The 20360-nt window shown below is 66.3% G+C and carries 17 protein-coding genes; 12 read left to right on the top strand and 5 right to left on the bottom strand.

Translation table 11 applies throughout. From position 1 onward, the window contains the following. Position 1 precedes the first annotated feature (1 nt). Positions 2-376 (top strand): glycine cleavage system protein GcvH, encoded by a 375-nt coding sequence (gcvH, locus tag ACZ6IE_RS05175; protein WP_464607071.1) that lies wholly within the window; start codon positions 2-4, stop codon positions 374-376. Continuing rightward, the gene (gcvP, locus tag ACZ6IE_RS05180) at positions 376-3285 is read left to right on the top strand and encodes an aminomethyl-transferring glycine dehydrogenase (protein WP_464607072.1); all 2910 of its coding nucleotides are present in this window, start codon (positions 376-378) and stop codon (positions 3283-3285) included. The genes gcvH and gcvP overlap by 1 nt, the downstream gene beginning before the upstream one ends. A gap of 96 nt (positions 3286-3381) precedes the next feature. On the opposite strand, the gene ACZ6IE_RS05185 is transcribed toward gcvP, so the two are convergent. Beyond that, entirely contained in the window at positions 3382-4215 is an 834-nt protein-coding gene (locus ACZ6IE_RS05185; RefSeq protein WP_464607073.1) for a CPBP family intramembrane glutamic endopeptidase, read from the bottom strand. Positions 4216-4443: 228 nt separating this feature from the next. Here ACZ6IE_RS05185 and ACZ6IE_RS05190 point away from each other — a divergent pair, with 228 nt between their 5' ends. The 4 genes from ACZ6IE_RS05190 (at position 4444) to ACZ6IE_RS05205 (ending at position 9813) form a co-directional block, all read left to right on the top strand. After that, positions 4444-6063, top strand: a complete 1620-nt coding sequence (locus tag ACZ6IE_RS05190) for a peptide ABC transporter substrate-binding protein (protein WP_464607074.1) — start codon at positions 4444-4446, stop codon at positions 6061-6063. A 162-nt stretch (positions 6064-6225) separates the two neighbouring features. Next, complete coding sequence (locus ACZ6IE_RS05195; protein WP_077053577.1) at positions 6226-7155, top strand: ABC transporter permease; 930 nt, start codon at positions 6226-6228, stop codon at positions 7153-7155. Further along, positions 7145-8101 (top strand): ABC transporter permease, encoded by a 957-nt coding sequence (locus ACZ6IE_RS05200; RefSeq protein ID WP_079727216.1) that lies wholly within the window; start codon positions 7145-7147, stop codon positions 8099-8101. Before ACZ6IE_RS05195 ends, ACZ6IE_RS05200 begins: the two co-directional genes overlap by 11 nt. Continuing rightward, on the top strand, positions 8098-9813 hold the full coding sequence (locus tag ACZ6IE_RS05205; RefSeq protein ID WP_464607075.1) for a dipeptide ABC transporter ATP-binding protein: 1716 nt from the start codon (positions 8098-8100) through the stop codon (positions 9811-9813). Before ACZ6IE_RS05200 ends, ACZ6IE_RS05205 begins: the two co-directional genes overlap by 4 nt. 138 nt (positions 9814-9951) lie before the next feature. Here ACZ6IE_RS05205 and ACZ6IE_RS05210 read toward each other — a convergent pair whose 3' ends face one another. Next, entirely contained in the window at positions 9952-10701 is a 750-nt protein-coding gene (locus ACZ6IE_RS05210; RefSeq protein ID WP_464607076.1) for a PH domain-containing protein, read from the bottom strand. A gap of 126 nt (positions 10702-10827) precedes the next feature. On the opposite strand from ACZ6IE_RS05210, the gene typA reads away from it, so the two are divergent. Together typA and ACZ6IE_RS05220 are read left to right on the top strand one after the other, a co-directional pair. After that, positions 10828-12735 carry a translational GTPase TypA gene (gene typA / locus ACZ6IE_RS05215; RefSeq protein WP_077053573.1) on the top strand — a complete coding sequence of 636 codons (1908 nt, stop codon included), beginning with the start codon at positions 10828-10830 and terminating at the stop codon, positions 12733-12735. Positions 12736-12903: 168 nt separating this feature from the next. Further along, the gene (locus ACZ6IE_RS05220) at positions 12904-13155 is read left to right on the top strand and encodes a hypothetical protein (protein WP_464607077.1); all 252 of its coding nucleotides are present in this window, start codon (positions 12904-12906) and stop codon (positions 13153-13155) included. Here the strand turns inward: ACZ6IE_RS05220 and efeB are convergent. The 3 genes from efeB to efeU all read right to left on the bottom strand — a co-directional run bounded on the left by efeB (position 13152) and on the right by efeU (position 16672). Further along, positions 13152-14480: an iron uptake transporter deferrochelatase/peroxidase subunit gene (gene efeB / locus ACZ6IE_RS05225; RefSeq protein ID WP_464608585.1), complete on the bottom strand. Its 1329-nt coding sequence runs from the start codon at positions 14478-14480 to the stop codon at positions 13152-13154. The genes ACZ6IE_RS05220 and efeB overlap by 4 nt on opposite strands. A gap of 117 nt (positions 14481-14597) precedes the next feature. Beyond that, positions 14598-15776, bottom strand: a complete 1179-nt coding sequence (gene efeO, locus ACZ6IE_RS05230; protein WP_464607078.1) for an iron uptake system protein EfeO — start codon at positions 15774-15776, stop codon at positions 14598-14600. Further along, a complete protein-coding gene (gene efeU / locus ACZ6IE_RS05235) occupies positions 15773-16672 on the bottom strand; it encodes an iron uptake transporter permease EfeU (RefSeq protein WP_464607079.1) in 900 nt (299 codons plus the stop codon). Before efeU ends, efeO begins: the two co-directional genes overlap by 4 nt. Positions 16673-16814: 142 nt before the next feature. Between efeU and ACZ6IE_RS05240 the strand changes: the two genes are divergently transcribed. The 4 genes from ACZ6IE_RS05240 to ACZ6IE_RS05255 all read left to right on the top strand — a co-directional run bounded on the left by ACZ6IE_RS05240 (position 16815) and on the right by ACZ6IE_RS05255 (position 20294). Further along, entirely contained in the window at positions 16815-17375 is a 561-nt protein-coding gene (locus tag ACZ6IE_RS05240; protein ID WP_464607080.1) for a DUF6113 family protein, read from the top strand. A gap of 37 nt (positions 17376-17412) precedes the next feature. Continuing rightward, positions 17413-17730, top strand: a complete 318-nt coding sequence (gene fdxA / locus ACZ6IE_RS05245; RefSeq protein WP_077053570.1) for a ferredoxin — start codon at positions 17413-17415, stop codon at positions 17728-17730. 3 nt (positions 17731-17733) lie between these two features. Beyond that, positions 17734-18843: a succinyldiaminopimelate transaminase gene (gene dapC / locus ACZ6IE_RS05250; protein ID WP_464607081.1), complete on the top strand. Its 1110-nt coding sequence runs from the start codon at positions 17734-17736 to the stop codon at positions 18841-18843. Positions 18844-18986: 143 nt separating this feature from the next. Further along, positions 18987-20294 (top strand): citrate synthase, encoded by a 1308-nt coding sequence (locus ACZ6IE_RS05255; RefSeq protein ID WP_464607082.1) that lies wholly within the window; start codon positions 18987-18989, stop codon positions 20292-20294. The last annotated feature ends 66 nt before the right edge of the window (positions 20295-20360 follow it).

Below are 20360 nucleotides of genomic sequence, written 5' to 3' on the forward strand. Positions count from 1 at the left end.
CATGGCCGACAAGACCGCCCTCAAGTACACGCCCGAACACGAATGGCTTCTCGTCGAGGGCGACATCGCCACCGTGGGAATCACCGACTACGCCGCCGAGAAGCTCGGTGACGTCGTCTTCGTCGACCTGCCCGACGTCGACAGCGACGTGGCCAGCGGCAAGGTCGTCGGCGAGGTCGAATCGACCAAATCGGTCGGCGAACTCTTTGCGCCCGTCGACGGTGTCGTCACCGAGGTCAACGACCAGGTCGTCGACGCCCCCGAGCTCGTGAACACCGACCCCTACGGCGACGGCTGGCTCATCAAGGTGCGCTTCGAGGCCCTGCCCGACGGCCTGCTCGGCTACGACGAGTACCGCGCATTGGTCGGCGAGTAATGGCGGAGCGTTTCAGCACCCGCCACATCGGAACGGGTTCCGCCGAGCAGAAGCACATGCTCGACGCGCTCGGCTACGACAGCGTCGATGCGCTCGTGCGCGCGGCCGTTCCCGCGTCCATCCAGGTGCCGGAGGGCGAACGCCCGCTCAACGACATCCTCGGAAAGCCTGCCTCCGAACGTGAGGCGCTCGCCGAGCTGCGCGCGCTGGCCGACCAGAACCAGGTCGCACGCTCGATGATCGGCCTGGGCTACTACGACACCATCACGCCCGCCGTGATCAAGCGCAACGTGCTCGAGAACCCGTCGTGGTACACGGCCTACACGCCGTACCAGCCCGAGATCAGCCAGGGCCGACTCGAGGCGCTCATCAACTTCCAGACCATGGTCACCGACCTCACGGGGCTCGACACGGCCAACGCGTCCATGCTCGACGAGGGAACGGCCGTTGTCGAGGGCATGCTGCTCACGCGGCGCGCTTCCAAGTCCCGTTCGAACGTCTTCCTGGTCGATGCGGATGCCCTGCCCCAGACGCGCGCCCTGCTCGACAGCCGCGCCGAGGCGACGGGCATCGAGATCGTCGAGGTCGACTTCCCCGCGTGGCTGGCGTCCGACGAGCGTGCGGCGGGCGACGAGCGTGCGGCGGGCGACGAGAGCCTGCCCGAAGCGTTCGGCGCCTTCATCCAATACCCCGGCGCATCCGGTCTCATCTGGGACCCCACCGAGGTCATCTCAGCCGTCAAGGCCACGGGCGCCCTCACGGTCGTCGCGGCCGACCTGCTGGCCCTCGCGCTCATCACGTCGCCCGGCCAGATGGGTGCCGACGTCGCCGCGGGCACCACTCAGCGCTTCGGCGTGCCGCTCGGCTTCGGCGGGCCCCACGCGGGCTACCTCGCGGTGCGCTCGGGCCTCGAGCGCCAGCTGCCCGGCCGCCTCGTCGGTGTCTCGAAGGATGCCGACGGCCACCCCGCCTATCGCCTCAGCCTGCAGGCGCGCGAACAGCACATCCGCCGCGAGAAGGCCACGTCCAACGTGTGCACCGCTCAGGTCCTTCTGGCCGTCATGGCCGGCATGTATGCGGTCTACCACGGCCCGGATGGCATCAAGCGCATCGCGAACGAGGTCGGCACATGGGCTGCCAACCTCGCAACGCTGCTCAAGGACCAGGGCTTCGAGACCGTGCACGCCGACTTCTTCGACACGGTCCAGATCCGGGTGCCCGACGGAGCCGATGCCGTCATCGAGCGGGCCCGCCAGGCCGGCATCAACCTCTGGAAGGCTGGCGACACGGTCGTGCAGGTCTCGGTCGACGAGACCACCACGCTCAACGACGTGCTCGCCGTGCTTCAGGCCGTTCGTGGACCTGTGTCGCTCTCCTACGCGTTCATTCCGCGCCCGGCCCGCGTGCCCGAGGCCCTCCTCCGCGCCACGCCCTTCCTAACCCACCAGGTCTTCAACGCGCACCACTCCGAGACCGCCATGATGCGCTACCTCAAGACGCTGGCCGATCGCGACTATGCGCTCGACCGCGGCATGATCCCGCTGGGTTCCTGCACCATGAAGCTCAACGCGGCCACCGAGATGGAAGCCGTCTCCTGGCCCGAGTTCGCAGGCCTGCACCCCTTCGCCCCCGAGGCGCAGGTCGAGGGCAGCCTGAAGCTCATCGCGCAGCTCGAAGACTGGCTCGCCGAGCTCACGGGCTATGACACGGTCTCGCTGCAGCCCAACGCGGGCAGCCAGGGCGAATTGGCGGGCCTGCTCGCCATCCGCGGCTACCACCTGTCCCGCGGCGACGAGGCCCGCACGGTCTGCCTCATCCCGCAGAGCGCGCACGGCACCAACGCGGCCTCGGCCGTTCTCGCGGGCATGCGCGTGGTCGTCGTGGCGTGCGACGAGCTCGGCAACGTCGACCTCGACGACCTGCGGGCCAAGATCGCCGAGCACGCCGACACGTTGGCCGCGCTCATGGTCACCTACCCGTCCACCCACGGCGTCTACGAGCACGAGATCCAGGCGATCACGGATGCCGTGCACGACGCGGGCGGACAGGTCTACGTCGACGGCGCCAACCTCAACGCCCTGCTCGGCTATGCCAAGTTCGGATCGTTCGGCGGGGATGTCTCGCACCTCAACCTGCACAAGACGTTCTGCATCCCGCACGGTGGCGGCGGCCCCGGTGTCGGTCCGGTCGCGGCCAAGGCGCACCTCGCGCCGTTCCTGCCGGGCCACCCGTTCGCGCAGCGCAACGAGCACTCGGGCTACGCGCACGACGGGGGAGCGGTCTCGGCCGCGCCCTTCGGTTCGTCGAGCATCCTGCCGATCTCGTGGGCCTACGTGCGCATGATGGGCCTCGAGGGCCTGACACAGGCGACGGGGGCAGCGGTCCTGGCCGCCAACTACGTCGCAGCGCGCCTGGCCCCGCATTATCCGGTGCTCTACGCGGGTGACGCGGGTCTCGTGGCGCACGAGTGCATTCTCGACCTGCGCCCTCTCAAAGAGGCAACGGGCATCAGCAACGACGATGTGGCCAAGCGCCTCGTCGACTACGGCTTCCACGCGCCCACCATGTCGTTCCCGGTCGCGGGCACGCTCATGGTCGAGCCCACCGAGAGCGAAGACCTGGCCGAGATCGATCGCTTCATCGACGCCATGATCGCCATCAAGCAGGAGGCCGACAGGGTTGCCGCGGGGGAGTGGCCGGCCGACGACAATCCCCTCGTCAACGCCCCGCACACCGCGCGTTCGGTGATCGAGGGCGAGTGGCAGCACGCCTACACGCGTGAGGAAGCCGTCTACCCCGTGTCCACGCTCATCCGTGGCAAGTACTGGCCGCCGGTTCGACGCATCGACCAGGCGTTCGGCGACCGCAACCTCGTGTGCGCGTGCCCGCCGCCCGAGGCCTTCGCCTAACGGTTCCGGTCCTTCAGACACGAAGGGCCGCCCATCCCCACGGATGCGCGGCCCTTCGTCGTTTTCTGCTCATCCGCTCACGCGAGCGACGCTTGTCTAAGACCCGACGGTAAAGATTCCGGGCCACCACGCGGCAGCCAACGGGTACCCGACGAACGACACGATGTCGATGATCGCGTGCGCCACCACGAGCGGCATCACGCGCCCCCAGCGCTGATAGCACCACCCGAAAACCACGCCCATCACGACGTTGCCGACGAACGGCCCCACGCCCTGATACAGGTGGTAACTGCCGCGCAACAAGCTCGTCGACAGGATGATCGACCACGTGTTCCAGCCCAGCTGCCGCAGCTTCTCGAACAGGTAGGCCACGACGATGACCTCCTCCTGCAGGCCCGCGCGAATGGCCGAGAAAATGAGCATCGGGATGGTCCACCAGTAGCCCTCGAGCGGTGCGGCGTTCACGGCGACCGTGAGCCCCAGCACACGCCCCACGGCATAGAACGCGATGCCCGGCACCCCGATCACGGCGAGCAGCAGCAGACCGCGTCCGACATCCCGCCCGGGCTGGGTCAGGTCGAGCCCCACGCGCCGAAATGCGCTGCGCCCCGGCCGCCACAGCAGATACAGCGCGAGGGCAACGGGCACGAGCGCGAAGAACAGCGACAGGAATTGATAGGTGAAGTCGAGCCATTCCCGGGGCGACTGACTGCTGTTGAGCGATGTGCTCGACCCCGCCAGCGTCTTGCCCGCCGTCACGATCGACAGCAGCGACACGATCGAATACACAGCGGATGCCCCGAGCGACAAGCCCAGCACGATCGCGATCTCCCACCACACCCGCGCTCGCTCCCCGGGCAGGGCCGCACGCCCCTCGAAAAGCCTCTCTCGCCCGGTAACGGCGGGGTGAACGGGAGGCAGATTGTCCATCGCTTCGCTGTTCATAATTGCGAGGCCCGCTCTTTCTGTGTGGTGGATGTCGGTACGCCGCACATTTTGTGCGCAACGTGCAAAATTCCGGCGATCGCGTTTCCGGTGTGTAACGATTCGCAGCTTGCGTTTGGAAATTCGAGAAGCGCTACTTATCGTCATTCTTATCCAGCACGCCAGTCAGGGCATAACTCTGTCCGGCGCTGCATCCATTGCACAGGAGGAACATTGAGAATCAACCGCATCGGCCTGACGGCCGTGGCGCTGGTCGCAGCAGGGGCTTTGGCCCTGACCGGCTGCTCCGGTGGAGGCACAACCGACAGCAAGCCGTCGGCCAACGCATCCGCGATCATCACCACCAACGGCAGCGAGCCCCAGAACCCGCTCATCCCCACCAACACCAACGAAGTTGGCGGCGGCAAGATCCTGGACGCGATCTTCGCGGGCCTCGTCTACTACGACGCCGATGGCAAGCCGGTCAACGACATGGCTGAGTCGATCGACACCGACGACTCGCAGACCTTCACCATCAAGCTGAAGGAAGGCAACACCTTCACCAACGGTGAAGACGTCACCGCTCAGAACTTCGTCGACGCCTGGAACTACGGCGCCGCCCTCGACAACAAGCAGCTCTCGAGCTACTTCTTCGAAGACATCGAAGGCTTCAGCTACGACGAGAACGTCGCCACGCTGTCCGGCCTCAAGGTCGTCGACGACACCACCTTCACGGTCACGCTGAAGCAGCCCACGGCTGACTTCCCGCTGCGCCTCGGCTACTCGGCCTTCTACCCGCTGCCCAAGGCTGCGTTCGAAGACATCGACGCCTACGGCCAGAACCCGGTCGGCAACGGCCCGTACAAGCTCGACGGCGAAGGCGCGTGGAAGCACGACGAGTCCATCGCCCTCGTGAAGAACGACGACTACAAGGGTGGACGCGAGGTGAAGAACGGTGGTCTGACCATCACGTTCTACGCTCAGCAGGACGCCGCGTACTCCGACCTCATCGCCGGCAACCTCGACATCCTCGACGCCATCCCGGACTCCGCTTTCGGCTCCTACGAGAGCGACCTGGGCGACCGTGCCGTCAACCAGGCTGCGGCCATCTTCCAGTCCTTCGCCATCCCGGAGCGCCTCGAGCACTTCTCGGGTGAAGAGGGCAAGCTGCGTCGCCAGGCCATCTCCATGGCCATCAACCGCGACGAGATCACCAAGGTGATCTTCCAGGACACCCGCACCCCGGCCAAGGACTTCACGTCCCCGGTCATCGATGGCTTCTCGGAAGACATCAAGGGCAACGAGGTCCTCACGTTCGACGCCAAGAAGGCCAAGGAACTCTGGGACCAGGCAGACGCCATCTCCCCGTGGACCGGCACCTTCCAGATCGCGTACAACGCTGACGGTGGACACCAGGGTTGGGTCGACGCCGTGTCGAACCAGCTGAAGAACACGCTCAAGATCGACGCGTCCGGCGCTCCCTCGCCGACCTTCGCCGAGGTCCGCACCGCGATCACCGACCGCACCATCCAGACCGCATTCCGCACCGGATGGCAGGCCGACTACCCGGGTCTGTTCAACTTCCTCGGCCCGCTGTACGCGACCAACGCCGGCTCCAACGACGGTGACTACTCGAACCCCGAGTTCGACGCGCTGCTGAAGAAGGGCCAGGGCGAAACCTCTGAAGAGGCCGCCAACAAGGACTTCCAGGACGCTCAGGCGATCCTCATGGAAGACCTGCCCGTCATCCCCCTCTGGTACGCCAACGTCAACGGTGGCTACGGCGAGGATGTCGACAACGTCAAGTTCGGCTGGAACTCCGTTCCGCTCTACTATGACGTGACCAAGGGCTAGTAGTAGTCTGACGGTTTGACCGTCACGTTCCACCAGCTAGCGATGTGGGGCGGCAGCTTACCCGCTGCCGCCCCACGACGCGTCCGCCACCAGCGGCGCAATCGCCCTCAAAGATAGGTTCAACTTCACATGAGTAAGCACCAAGGAACGGCGAGCTAGGATATGGCCCGATATATCCTGTTCCGCCTCCTGCAGGCGATCCCAGTCTTGCTGGGAACAACGTTCTTGATTTATTTCATGGTCTTCGCCATGCCCGGAGACCCGCTGTTGGCGCTCTTCGGCGACAAGACCCCCAACCCCGCACTGCTCGAGCAGTTGCGTGAGCAATACCACTTGAACGAACCGTTCTTCGTTCAGTACCTCTACTACCTCGGCGGCATCTTCCGCTTCGACTTCGGCGTCTCCTACTCCGGTCAGCCGGTCACCGAGATTCTGGCGCAGACCTTCCCGGTCACCATCCGCCTCGCCATCCTCGCCCTCCTGTTCGAGATGATCGCCGGCATCCTGATCGGTCTCGTCTCGGGAATCCGCAAGGGCGGCATCTTCGACGCGAGCGCCCTCGTCGTCAGCCTGATCCTGATCTCGCTGCCGATCTTCGTCACGGCGTTCCTGGGTCAGTACTTCCTGGGCATCGCACTCGGATGGTTCCGGCCGACCGTCGGCGCAGGTGCACCCATCCAAGACCTGATACTCCCGGCCCTCGTGCTCGCGAGCATCAGCTTCGCGCAGATCGTGCGCCTGACGCGCTCCTCGGTCATCGAGACCAAGAACCTCGACTTCGTGCGCACCGCGTACAGCAAGGGTCTCTCCTCGAAGCGCATCGTCCCCGTGCACATCCTGCGCAACTCCCTGATCCCCGTCGTCACCTACCTGGGTACCGACTTCGGTGTTCTGCTGGTGGGCGCCACCGTGACCGAGGGCATCTTCAACGTGCCCGGTGTCGGTCGCACGCTCTACCAGGCCATCCTGAAGGGTGAAGGACCCACCGTCGTGTCCTTCGTCACCGTCATGGTCCTGATCTACCTGGTCGTCAACCTCTTAGTCGATCTGCTCTACGCAGTGCTCGACCCAAGGATCCGTTATGCCAAATAGCACACAGAAGCCCTCACCCGGGCACTTCGTCGCGCCGCTCGAGGAGACCCCTCTCGTCGCCATCGACTCCGTCAAAACCGACGGCAAGCCGTCCAACCTCTGGATCGACGCCTGGCGCGATCTGCGGGGCCGCCCGATGTTCTGGATCTCGTCCGTCATCATCTTGCTCGTCGTGGTCGTCGCTCTGTTCCCCGGTCTGTTCACGCAGACCGCGCCGAACGACAACTGCGAGCTGTCGAACAGCAACGCGGGCCCGAGCGAGGGTCACATCCTGGGCTTCACGCGCCAGGGTTGCGACGTCTTCGCGCGCATCATCTACGGCACGTCGACGTCGCTCTCGGTCGGCATCATCGTGACCGTGCTGGTGTTCACGCTCGGCATCCTGTTCGGTGCGTTCGCCGGTTTCTACGGTGGATGGATCGACGCCGTCCTGTCGCGCGCCGGTGACATCTTCTTCTCGATTCCTTACATCCTCGCGGCCGTCGTGATCATGTCGGTCTTCTCCTCGAACCGCAACGTGTGGGTGATCTCGCTCGCCATCGGAATCTTCGCCTGGCCGGCGACGGCCCGTGTGCTCCGGTCGGAGATTCTGCGGGTGAAGAACGCCGACTACGTCACGGCCGCAACGGCCATCGGAGTCAAGCGCTTCAACATCCTGTGGAAGCACGTGCTGCCCAACTCGATCGCCCCCGTCATCGTCATCACGACGATCTCGCTGGCGTCGGCCATCGTCGCCGAGGCGACGCTGTCCTTCCTGGGTGTCGGACTGCCCTCGAGCGTCATGTCCTGGGGCAACGACATCGGCCAGGCCCAGACCACTCTGCGCCAGGCTCCCCAGGTGCTGATCTACCCGTCACTCGCTCTGTCGCTCACGGTTCTCGCCTTCATCATGCTCGGTGAGACCGTCCGCGACGCACTCGACCCGAAGGCGAGGGCACTGCGATGACCGAACCACTCCTCCAGATCAAGAACCTCGACGTCTCGTTCCGCACGCAAGACGGTGAGGTGAAGGCTGTCCGCAGCGCGAACCTCACGCTCAACGCGGGCCAGACCCTCGCGATCGTCGGCGAATCCGGCTCGGGCAAGTCGACGACGGCCTCGGCCATCATCAACCTGCTCCCCGGCAGCGGCAAGATCACGGGTGGCGAGATCTTCTTCGACGGTGTCGACCTCACCAAGGTCTCCGAGAAGAAGATGGAAGACATCCGCGGAAGCCAGATCGGTTTCGTGCCGCAGGACCCGATGTCGAACCTCAACCCGGTGTGGAACATCGGCTTCCAGGTCGAAGAAGCGGTTCGCGCCAACGGCATCGCCAAGGGCCGCAAAGACGTCAAGAAGCGCGCCATCGAGGTGCTGAAAGAGGCCGGTCTCTCGGATGCCGAGCGCCGCCTCAAGCAGTACCCGCACCAGTTCTCGGGCGGCATGCGTCAGCGCGTGCTCATCGGCATGGGCCTCGCGGCCAACCCGAAGCTCCTGATCGCGGACGAGCCCACCTCGGCTCTCGACGTCACGGTGCAGCGCGTCATCCTCGACCACCTCGAGACGCTCACGCGCGACTCGAACACGGCCGTGATCTTCATCACGCACGACCTCGGCCTCGCTGCAGAGCGCGCCGAGCAGCTCGTCGTCATGTACAAGGGTCAGGTCGTCGAGTCGGGTCCGTCGGTCGAAATCCTGCAGAACCCGCTGCACCCCTACACGCAGCGGCTGGTGGCCGCAGCGCCCAGCCTGGCGTCGCGCCGCATCCAGGCCACCGGTGCCGACCTCGTCGACATCGAGCACCGGCCAGAAGCCGACAGCAACCTCGACCTCATCGCCCAGGCGGCGTCGCGGGCCGAGGCGCAGAAGGCGGAAGGTCACCGCGGCAACGCGATCGTGGTCGACGACGTCACCAAGGTGTTCAAGATCCGTCAGGGCTCCGGCCGGTCGATCGACTTCACCGCGGTCGACAAGGTCAGCTTCAACGTCGAGCGTGGCACCACCACGGCTCTCGTCGGCGAGTCCGGCTCGGGCAAGTCGACCGTGGCCAAGATGCTGCTGAAGCTCGAAGAGGCCACATCGGGCAACATCGTCATCGACGGCGACACCATCAACGGGCTCAAGGGCCGCGAACTGCTGGCGCTGCGTCGCCGCATGCAGCCCGTGTTCCAAGACCCGTATGGCTCGCTCAACCCGTTGCAGTCGATCGGCAACATCATCTCCGAGCCGCTGCGCGTGCACAAGGTCGGCGACCGCAAGACGCAGCGCGCCCGCGTGAAAGAGCTGCTCGACCAGGTCTCGCTGCCGCAGATGGTCGTGTCGCGCTACCCGAACGAGCTGTCCGGCGGACAGCGCCAGCGCATCGCCATCGCGCGTGCACTGGCCCTGAAACCCGACATCGTCATCCTCGACGAGGCCGTCTCGGCGCTCGACGTGCTCGTGCAGGCGCAGATCCTCCAGCTGCTCGCCGAGCTGCAGGAAGAGCTGAAGCTCACGTACCTGTTCATCACCCACGACCTCGCGGTCGTGCGCGTGATCGCGGACAACGTGGCCGTCATGCAGTCCGGCAAGATCGTCGAAGCCGCGACCACCGACGAGGTGTTCGAGAACCCGCAGCAGGAGTACACCAAGGCGCTTCTCGAGGCCATCCCGGGAGCGGGCATCCAGCTCGGTATTTAGTCCCGTTCGATCGGCGGCGGCGCGTGATGCCGTCACCGCATCGATACACGAAAAGGCCGGGCCGCGACATCATGTCGCGGCCCGGCCTTTTACAGATCTACCCGTTCTCCGTCGTCTCGTGTGGCTCGCGCGCCCGCGTCAGTTGAACGACAGGAGGAAGGTCGACACGCCGGCCGTGAGTGCGCACCAGATGACGATCGCGACCGAAACGCCGACAGCCAGGCCATCCACGTGCGCTTGCGGCAGCGGCTGAGCCTGTGACGCCGACTGAGAGGCTTTCTTCGGGGCGCTCGTGTTCCAGGCGCGGCGCACCTTGTCGACAACCGACTGCGTGGTGGGCGTGGAGGCCGAACGCCCGCGCCGGTCGGCCATGGTGCGGCGACCGTCGCGCGGGGCCTCGGCGTTATCACGCACGATCGTGACGCCCGCGGCGTCACCCGAGACGGACGCCTTGCCGAGACCACCCGTCGGGGCTCCCCAGCTGACGAGCGTGCGGCCATCCGCGAGTTCGACGACGAGCTGGAAGCGATCGGTGAGGCGCGCCACGGCGGCCCAGGGAATGTCGTGCACGCGGAAGACGTTGTGAACCACGAGCCGATCGGGCCGCAGGGTCACGCTCGGCCGCACCAGAACGACCCACGTGCCCCAGAGCACCAGAGCCATCCAGGGCAGCGCCAGCAGCACGAAACCCCACGCGCCGCGCACCACGGCATCGCCCAGGAAGAACACCGTCAGAATCGCGAGAAACCCCCAGATCCACCACGACGAACGCGTGCGAATGCGCACAAAACGGTCATCAGATCGGCGTGCGGCGGGCGCCTCGTCGGCGGAATGGTCGGGGTTCTGTGCAGGGGTCACGATGTCCTCGGCTCGGCGTCTTGCGGTCACGCCATCGTACCTAGCCGTTAATTTGGCCGGGTACAGTAGAATGGTATTTTGGGCCACTTCTGGCACTACCATCCACTTTCGTCGTGTGAGAATCCACGCGGCACACACCCGGTAAGGAATCTCTTCATGGCGCTTGCCTCGCGCAACGACCTCCGCAACGTAGCCATCGTGGCTCACGTCGACCACGGTAAGACCACCCTGGTCGATGCCATGCTCCGTCAGACCAACTCCTTCGAAGCGCACGCGCACCTCGAAGAGCGCGCCATGGACTCCAACGAGTTGGAGCGCGAAAAGGGCATCACCATCCTCGCCAAGAACACGGCGATCTCCTACAACGGCAAGCACGCCACCGAGGGGCCCATCACGATCAACGTGATCGACACCCCGGGCCACGCCGACTTCGGTGGTGAGGTCGAGCGAGGCCTGTCCATGGTCGACGGCGTCGTGCTGCTGGTCGACGCGTCCGAGGGCCCACTGCCCCAGACCCGCTTCGTGCTCCGCAAGGCGCTCGAGGCCAAGCTGCCCGTCATCCTGCTGGTCAACAAGACCGACCGTCCCGATGCGCGCATCGACGAGGTCGTCTCTGAGAGCCAGGACCTGCTCCTCGGCCTCGCATCCGACATGGCCGACGACGTGCCCGACCTCGACCTCGACACCGTGCTCGACGTCCCCGTCGTCTACGCGTCGGGCCGTAACGGTGCCGCCAGCCAGAACAAGCCCGAAAACGGCGAGCTGCCCGACAACGAAGACCTCGAGCCGCTGTTCGAGGCCATCCTCGAGCACATCCCCGCTCCCGTCTACGACGACGAGCACCCGCTGCAGGCACACGTCACCAACCTCGACGCCTCGCCGTTCCTCGGTCGCCTCGCGCTGCTGCGCATCTTCCAGGGTCACATCAAGAAGGGCCAGACGGTCGCTTGGGTGAAGCACGACGGGTCCGTGCACAACGTGCGCGTCACCGAGCTCATGATCACCAAGGCCCTCGACCGCTACCCGGCCGAGTCGGCTGGCCCCGGTGACATCGTCGCCGTCGCCGGTTTCCCCGACATCACCATCGGTGAGACCCTCGCCGACCCCGACGACGTGCGCCCCCTGCCGACCATCACGGTCGACGACCCGGCCATCTCGATGACCATCGGAACCAACTCCTCGCCGCTCGTCGGCAAGGTCAAGGGCCACAAGCTCACCGCCCGCATGGTCAAGGACCGCCTCGACCGCGAGCTCGTCGGTAACGTCTCGCTCAAGGTGCTCGACATCGGCTTCCCCGACAAGTGGGAGGTGCAGGGCCGCGGCGAGCTGGCCCTCGCCATCCTCGTCGAGCAGATGCGTCGCGAAGGCTACGAGCTCACCGTGGGCAAGCCCCAGGTGGTCACGAAGCGCGTCGACGGCAAGGTGCACGAGCCCTACGAGCACCTCACGATCGACAGCCCCGAAGAATACCTCGGCGCCATCACGCAGCTCCTGGCCGCCCGCAAGGGTCGCATGGAAAACATGGCCAACCACGGCACCGGCTGGGTGCGCATGGAGTTCATCGTCCCGTCGCGTGGCCTCATCGGTTTCCGCACCGAGTTCCTCACGATCACGCGCGGAACGGGCATCGCCAACGCCATCTCGCACGGCTACGACGAGTGGGCCGGCGCCATCGTCACCCGCAACAACGGCTCCATCGTGGCCGACCGTTCGGGAGTCGTCACGCCGTTCGCCATCATCGCCCTGCAGGAGCGCATGACGTTCTTCGTCAACCCGACCGAAGAGGTCTACGAGGGCATGGTCATCGGCGAGAACTCGCGCGCCGACGACATGGACGTCAACATCACCAAGGAAAAGAAGCTGACCAACATGCGTCAGTCCACGTCGGACACCTTCGAGTCGATGACGCCGTCGCGTCAGCTGTCGCTCGAAGAGTGCCTCGAGTTCGCTCGTGAAGACGAGTGCGTCGAGGTCACGCCCGAGGCCGTTCGCATCCGCAAGGTCGAGCTCGACGCTCAGGCCCGCGCACGCAACACCTCGCGCCTGAAGAAGCAGTCCGAGTAACACTCGTCACGACGAGCAACGCTCCACATCGGATGCCCCGAGCCCCACGGCCCGGGGCATCCGCCGTTAAAGCGTGCTCGATGTCTCTAGCGGCTCGGGGTGGCCCTCCGTACCTCGACGGGTGCCTTCGACCCGGCTATCGTGACGGGTATGAGAAAGGCGGGCCCGATGGATGAATTCGACCACACGCCACTCATCACGCGCTTTCGTGCCGCGCTCGTTCGCGTGACGGGTCGCAAGCCGTCCGCGCTAGCGGGACTGGGTCGCGCCGCCGAGATCGACGCTTTCGGGCGCACCACCGAACCGGCCGACGACCCGGATGCCGGCCGCGTCGAGTATGAACCCGCCGCTGACACGCCGTGGGAACTGCGCGAGGACGAACCGCGCGCCCACGATGGTGCCGGTCGGACGTCGAACTAGCCGAAGAGCGTCGAGCCGATGTAGTCGTCGGCGTTGCGGGCGCCCGGAGGCACCGCGAAGATGCCCGAGGAGACGTGTTTGATGTACTCGTTCATGAGGTCGTTCTGCGAGAGCTGGCGCTGGATCGGGATGAACTGGGTGCGCGGGTCGCGCTGGTAGGCGATGAAGAACAGTCCGGCGTTGAGGCGCCCGAGCTCGTCGTTGCCGTCGACGAAGTTGTACCCGCGGCGCAGGAGTTGTTGGCCTTTGTTCTGGCTCGGGTGTGCGAGTCGAACGTGAGCTGCGGTGTCGATCGAGCGGCCGTCATCCCCGGTCTTGTCGAGCGCGATCTCGGTGAACTCGGTGCCGCCCGAGAGCGGTGCGCCCTCGCCCTTGTCGCGGCCGACGACGCGCTCCTGCTCGCCGAGCGCCACGCGATCCCAGTTCTCGATGAGCATGCGGATCTTGCGGCTGACGAGATAGGAGCCGCCCGCCATCCAGCCCGCGCCGTCGGTCTTCTGTGCCCAGACCTGATCGTCGACGATCTCGGGCTGCTCGAGTTTGATGTTGGCCGTGCCGTCCTTGAAGCCGAACAGGTTGCGCGGGGTGGCCTGCGCGGTCGAGGTCGACGACGTGCGGCCGAAGCCCAGCTGCGACCAGCGCAGCGAGGCACGGCCGAAGGCTATGCGGGAGAGGTTGCGGATGGCGTGTACGGCGATCTGGGGGTCGTCGGCGCACGCCTGGATGCAGAGGTCGCCGCCGGACTGCGCGTCGTCGAGGGTGTCGCCCGAGAAGTGCGGCAGGTCGACGAGTGCGGCGGGTCGTTTGTCGGCGATGCCGAAGCGGTCGATGCCGTCGCGCGAGTTGAAGAGGGTGGGGCCGAAACCGATCGTGATGGTCAGTCCCGCGGCGGGCAGTCCGAGCGCCTCGCCCGTGTCGTCGGGCGGTGCGAGGGACGGGCCTCCGACTGCTCCGTCCTCGCTGACGTCGAGGCCCTGGGTGAGACGGGATGCGGCGAGCGTCCAGTCCTGCAGCAACTCGATCACATCCTCGCGCGACGCCGTCGAGCTGAGGTCGAAGGCCGCGAAGTGCAGCCGGTCCTGCGCCGGGGTGACGATGCCCGCCTGGTTCGCGCCGAAGAACGCGTAGGAGTCAGCGGCGCCCGAGGTGCCGGATGCGGTCGCCTGGGCCACGGCGGTGGCTCCGGCGCCGCCCACGACGAGTCCGCCAGCGGCCGCGCCGGCGAGCCCGAAGAGGCCTCGTCGCGAGAGCGTGCGTTTGGGCGGGGCATCCGACGCAGGGTCGGCCTGAGTGGAGGCGTGCGGCTGCTCGGGCTGGTCAGGCATCCGGTCGTCGGGGGTCGTCACGGGCGTCTTCTTTCGGGGAGGCGGGCTGGGGGAGGGCCGGCCGGGTGGGACGGGGTGTGCGGGCCGGGCGGTGTGCGCCGCCGGGCCCGCCCGAGGCTACTCGCCGATTCCGAGAACAGTGTGGGTGAGCTGCGAGAGCGGCTCGGACAGCGCGTTGATGCCGTCGGACAGTTCCTTCACCTGTTGCGTGCTCAGCTGGTCATAGGTCACGAAACCGGCCTCGAGACTGCCATACGTGGCCAGCTGCTTGTTCAGCGCGTCGAACTGCTTGTCGATCTTCTCGACGAGTTTCTTGCCGTCGTCACCCTTCGAGACGGCGATGTCGCGCACGTTGCCGTATGCCACCGAGGCGCCCTCGACGTTGGCCTGGAAGTCCCACAGATCGGTGTGGCTGAACTCGTCCTCTTCGCCCGTGATCTTCGACGTGGCGACCTCTTCGAGCAGGCCGATGGCGCCGTTCGAGATGTCCGAGAGCGAGACCGTGAAGTCCTTCTCCCGCACGAGGTCGAAGAGCTGCTTGACGTTGGCGTTCAGGCCGTCGGCGAGCTCCTGGCGCTCGGCGGGCGTGCTGGGCGTGAAGCCCGCGGGAGCCCACAGGTCCTTCTCGATGCGGTGGAAACCGGTGAAGGGGATGCCGTCTTCCGTGGCCATGGGCTCGCGGAAGTCGATCTTGGGGTCGAGATCGCCGAACGCCTCGGCCGTGGGCTCGATGCGCTCGTAGTTGGTGCGGGCCGTGGGGAACAGGGCGCGCGCCTCGTCGTCGTTGCCGGCGACGTAGGCCGCGGTGAAGGCGGCGACGTTGGTGACGAGGCCATCCGTCTGCTCTTTGATGTAGGCGACGTAGTTGGTGACGGCCGTGTCGGACTGCTCCTTGTCGGTGCCCGAGAGAGCGACCTCGTCGCCCGTGACGGTGAACTTCGAGGTGCCGATGCCCGCACCCACCATGCCGAGCTTGCATTCGGTGTAATAGGTGCCGGGGGAGAGCTGGGCCACGTAGTCGACGGTCGCGCCGGGCGTGATGTTCTCCTTCTCGCCCACGATGCGCAGCTTGTCGTCGGCCAGGATGTAGAACTCGTTCACCTGGGTGCCCTTGTTGCTCGCGGTGAACTTCACGGCGCCCGAGGCGGCGGTGGCGGCCGAGACGTTGCAGCCATCATCCGTGATGTCGACCGTGAGCGCCGACGATGCGGGGTTGTTGGCGACGCAGCCCGAGAGCAGCACGGCGAGGGTCAGGGCGCCTCCGACGGCAGCGGGGGCGAGGTGAGTTTTTCTCATGCGATGTCTCCTGGAGCGGGGGTGTTGGCCGATGCGGATGCGAGGCCGGATGTCGAGGGGGTTGGTGATGTCTGTGCCGCGGCCGGGCGGCCGAGCTTCTTACGCGTGAGCCGCCAGAACAGCGGCACGGTCACGATCATGTAGATCAGCCATCCGACGACCTGCAGCACGGTGGGTGCCGGGTTGAAGTTGACGATGCCGCCGAGCACCGCGCCGTACCAACTGGTGGGCGGGATGACGGCCGAGATGTCGTAGGCCGTAGACGAATGCCCGGGCAGCACGCCGGCCTCTTGCAGATCGCCGATGCCGTAAGCCAGCACGCCGGCGGCGACGACGATGAGCGCGTAGCCGGTCCACGTGAAGAACTTCGACAGGTTGATGCTGATGAGCCCGCGGTAGATGAGCACCTCGAGGGCGATGGCGGTGAGGATGCCGAGCACGGCGCCGACGAGCGCCTCGGTGCCGCTGGCGTTGGGGCCGACCGTCGACCAGACGAACAGGGCCGTCTCGAGGCCTTCGCGCCCGACACTCAGCAGGGCGAGTAAGACGATGCCCCAGCCGGCGCCTTCTGCCGCGCGATCGATGCCCGAGCGCAGGTTGCGACTGAGGTCCTTGGCGGTGCGCCCCATCCAGAAGACCATCCAGGTGACGAATCCGACGGCCACGATCGACAGGCCGCCGCCGATGATCTCCTGCGCCTGGAACGACAGGCCGTATTCGCCGAACGTGAGGATGGCACCTACGCCGAGCGACACGGCGACGGCCAGGCCGATACCCATCCAGACCCGGGGGAGCAGGTCGCGGCGGTCGATCTTGACCAGATAGGCGATGAGGATGCCGACGATGAGAGCGGCTTCGAGGCCCTCGCGGAGCCCGATGAGATAGTTCGCGAACACGGTACCTTCGGTGGAGACAGGAGACGGTCGACGCTGCGCCGGTGAAAGCGGCCGATCTCGGGGGAGTGAGAAGAGGTAAGCCTTGCCTTACCGACTTGAACACTAGCCCGGGACTCCCATCCTGTCCAGCTACAATCGGCCGGTGACCTTTCCTCCCTCCTCTCCCTCGCCGCAGACCCCCGGTTCTTCGGGGTTCGCGTTCGATAACACCCGCGAAGTGGGGGATGCCGACACGGTCGAGCAGAGCGGCGACGAGGTCACAACGGGAGGCCGCATCTTCGGCTGGGTGCTCGCACTCGTCATCGGGGCCATCTTCGGCACGGTCGGCACGGTCGCGCACCAGATCACCGTGACGATCTTCGGCGCTGCTCTGCCCGTCGGCCTCGTGCTCGGGCTCATCGGCATGGCCGCGCTCTTCGTGGGCGTGCGCCTGCTGCTCGAAGATCGCGTCGCCACGGTGCTGTCGGCGGTGGGTGTGGTCGGCATGATCGTCCTGTTCTCCTTCCGCAGCGCGGGCGGGTCGGTGCTGATCCCGCAGGGCCTCACGGGCATCGTCTGGTCGGTCGTTCCCGCTCTCATCGCCGTCGTCGTGATCTCGTGGCCACGCAACCTGGGCCACAGCGCCCCGCGCCCCGGGCAGAACCTCGGCCAGAACGCCGCCGGGCCGCGCCCGACGGCTTTCGGCTCGCGCGACAGCGCCTAGACTTGAACCAGTCATCGTCGAAGGGACCCTCAGTACTGTGACCTACGTCATCGCCCTCCCCTGTGTGGATGTTAAAGATCGTGCGTGCATCGATGAATGCCCCGTCGACTGCATCTACGAGGGTGAACGCTCCCTCTACATCCACCCCGACGAATGCGTCGACTGCGGTGCGTGCGAGCCGGTCTGCCCCGTCGAGGCCATCTACTACGAAGACGACCTGCCCGACCAGTGGGCCGACTACTACAAGGCCAACGTCGAATTCTTCAACGAGGTCGGTTCGCCCGGCGGAGCCGCCAAGGTGGGCGTCATCAAATACGACCACCCCGTGATCGCCGCGCTGCCTCCCCAGGCCTAGCCCATGGCGCTGCAGCCACTGCCCGACTACCCGTGGGACCAGATGGCTCCCTTCGCGGCCCGGGCGAAACAGCATGCCGACGGCATCGTCGATCTCTCGATCGGTTCGCCGGTCGATGCGACCCCCGACCTGATCCGCCGCTCCCTGGCCGACGCCACCGACGCGCACGCCTACCCGACCACGGCCGGAACGCCGGCGCTGCGAGAGGCCATCGTGCGCTGGTACGCCGAGCGTCGCGGTGTCTCGATGCTCACACCCGCCAACGTGCTCCCGACGATCGGCTCCAAAGAGCTCGTCGCGCTGCTGCCGTTCATGCTGGGGGTGGGCGAAGGCGATGTGATCGTGCATCCGCGCGCCGCATACCCCACCTATGCCATCGGTGCCGCGCTGGCCGGGGCCGAGGCCTTCCCCTCCGACGACCCCGCCGAGTGGCCCGCGAACACCAAGCTCGTGTGGCTCAACTCGCCCGGCAATCCGGACGGGCGTGTGCTCTCGGTCGACGAGCTGCGAGCGGCCGTCGAGCGCGCGCGTGAGCTGGGCGCCACCATCGTGAGCGACGAATGTTATGCCGAGCTCGGCTGGGACGCGCCGTGGGATGTCGAAGCCATCCCCTCGATTCTCGACCCCCGCGTGATCGGCGACGACCGCCGCAACGTGCTGTCGGTCTACTCGCTCTCGAAACAGTCGAACCTCGCCGGATATCGCGCGGCCTTCGTCGCCGGCTGCGCCACGCTCATCGGCCGTCTCCTCACGGTGCGCAAACACGCCGGACTCATGCTGCCCGCGCCGTTGCAGCAAGCCATGGTCACGGCCCTGGGCGACCACGAGCATGTGGCCGAGCAGCGCGAGCGATACCGCGTGCGTCGCGAGATTCTGCGCCCCGCCCTCGAGCGCGCCGGCTTCCGCATCGACCGCTCCGAGGCGGGCCTCTACCTGTGGGCCACCGAGGGTCGCGACGCCTGGCAGAGCATCGAACGCCTGGCCGATCTCGGAATCCTCGCCGGACCGGGTCATTTCTACGGTGAGTTCTATCCGGAGCACGTGCGCCTGTCGCTCACGGCCACCGACGAGCGCATCGCTTCGGCGGCCGAGCGGCTGAGCGCAAGCGCCTAGAGGTTTCCTCCAGGGGATGCCCAGCATCGTTGCACGATGACGCAGTGGGGGCGTGGGCGGTCTAGGCTGTATAAGGCAGCGATGCACGGTCACCACCGGATCGCCGCCAGCATCCTGAAGGCCACATAAGTCAAGGAGGCGCCGTGGGCGACGTCGACCAGCAGTCACCGAACGAGACCGAGAAAGCCTTTCTCACCTATCCGGGGGGTCGGGCCGAGTTCCCGTTCGTGCGGTCGGTAGACGGCGCATCCAGCATGGATGTCTCGAGCCTCACCAAGCAGACGGGCTACACGGCTCTCGACTACGGGTTCGTCAACACGGCCGCCACCAAGTCGAAGATCACCTACATCGATGGCGAGCAGGGCATCCTGCGTTACCGCGGGTATCCGATCGAGCAGCTGGCATCCTCCTCGACCTACCTCGAGGTCTCGTGGTTGCTCATCTATGGTGAGCTTCCCACGGCCGATCAGCTCGCCGAGTTCGACGAGAAGATCCGCCGCCACACGCTGCTGCACGAAGATCTGAAGCGGTTCTTCTCGGCGCTGCCGCACACCGCGCACCCGATGTCGGTCATCTCCAGCGCCCTGTCGGCCCTGTCGACGTTCTACGAGAACGGCGCCAACCCGAACGATCCCGAGCAGGTCGAGCTGACCACCATCCGCCTGCTTGCCAAGCTGCCGATCATCGCGGCCTACGCGCACAAGAAGTCGCTCGGCCAGGCGTTCCTCTACCCCGACAACTCGCTCAACTTCGTCGATAACTTCCTCAAGTTGAACTTCGGCACCATGGCCGAGCCGTATGAGATCGACCCCGTGCTGTCGAAGGCGCTCGACCGCCTGCTCATCCTGCACGCCGACCACGAGCAAAACGCGTCCACGTCGACCGTTCGCCTCGTGGGTTCGACGGGCGCCAACCTCTACGCGTCGATCTCGGCGGGCATCAACGCCCTGTCGGGCCCCCTGCACGGCGGCGCCAACGAGGCCGTGCTGCAGATGCTCGGGCAGATCCGCGACTCGGGCGAGAGCGTCCAGCGCTTCGTCGAGCGCGTCAAGAACAAGGAAGACGGCGTGAAGCTCATGGGCTTCGGGCACCGCGTCTACAAGAACTACGACCCGCGCGCCAAGATCGTCAAAGAGAGCGCCGACGAGGTGCTGCAGGCCCTCGGCATCAGCGACCCGCTGCTCGATCTCGCGAAAGAGCTCGAGCAGATCGCCCTCGAAGACGACTACTTCAAGGAGCGCAAGCTCTACCCCAACGTCGACTTCTACACGGGCGTCATCTACAAGGCCATGGGGTTCCCCACGCGCATGTTCACGGTGCTCTTCGCGATCGGCCGCCTGCCCGGCTGGGTGGCGCACTGGCGTGAGATGAACACCGACCCGCAGACGAAGATCGGCCGCCCGCAGCAGCTGTACATCGGCTCGGGTGCGCGCGACCTGCCTCAGCGGTAGAACGCCCCGAACGTGACGAGAGCCCCGACCGAATCATCGGTCGGGGCTCTCGTGTGTCATGTGCCG

It is taken from the genome of Okibacterium sp. AC114, assembly GCF_979253355.1.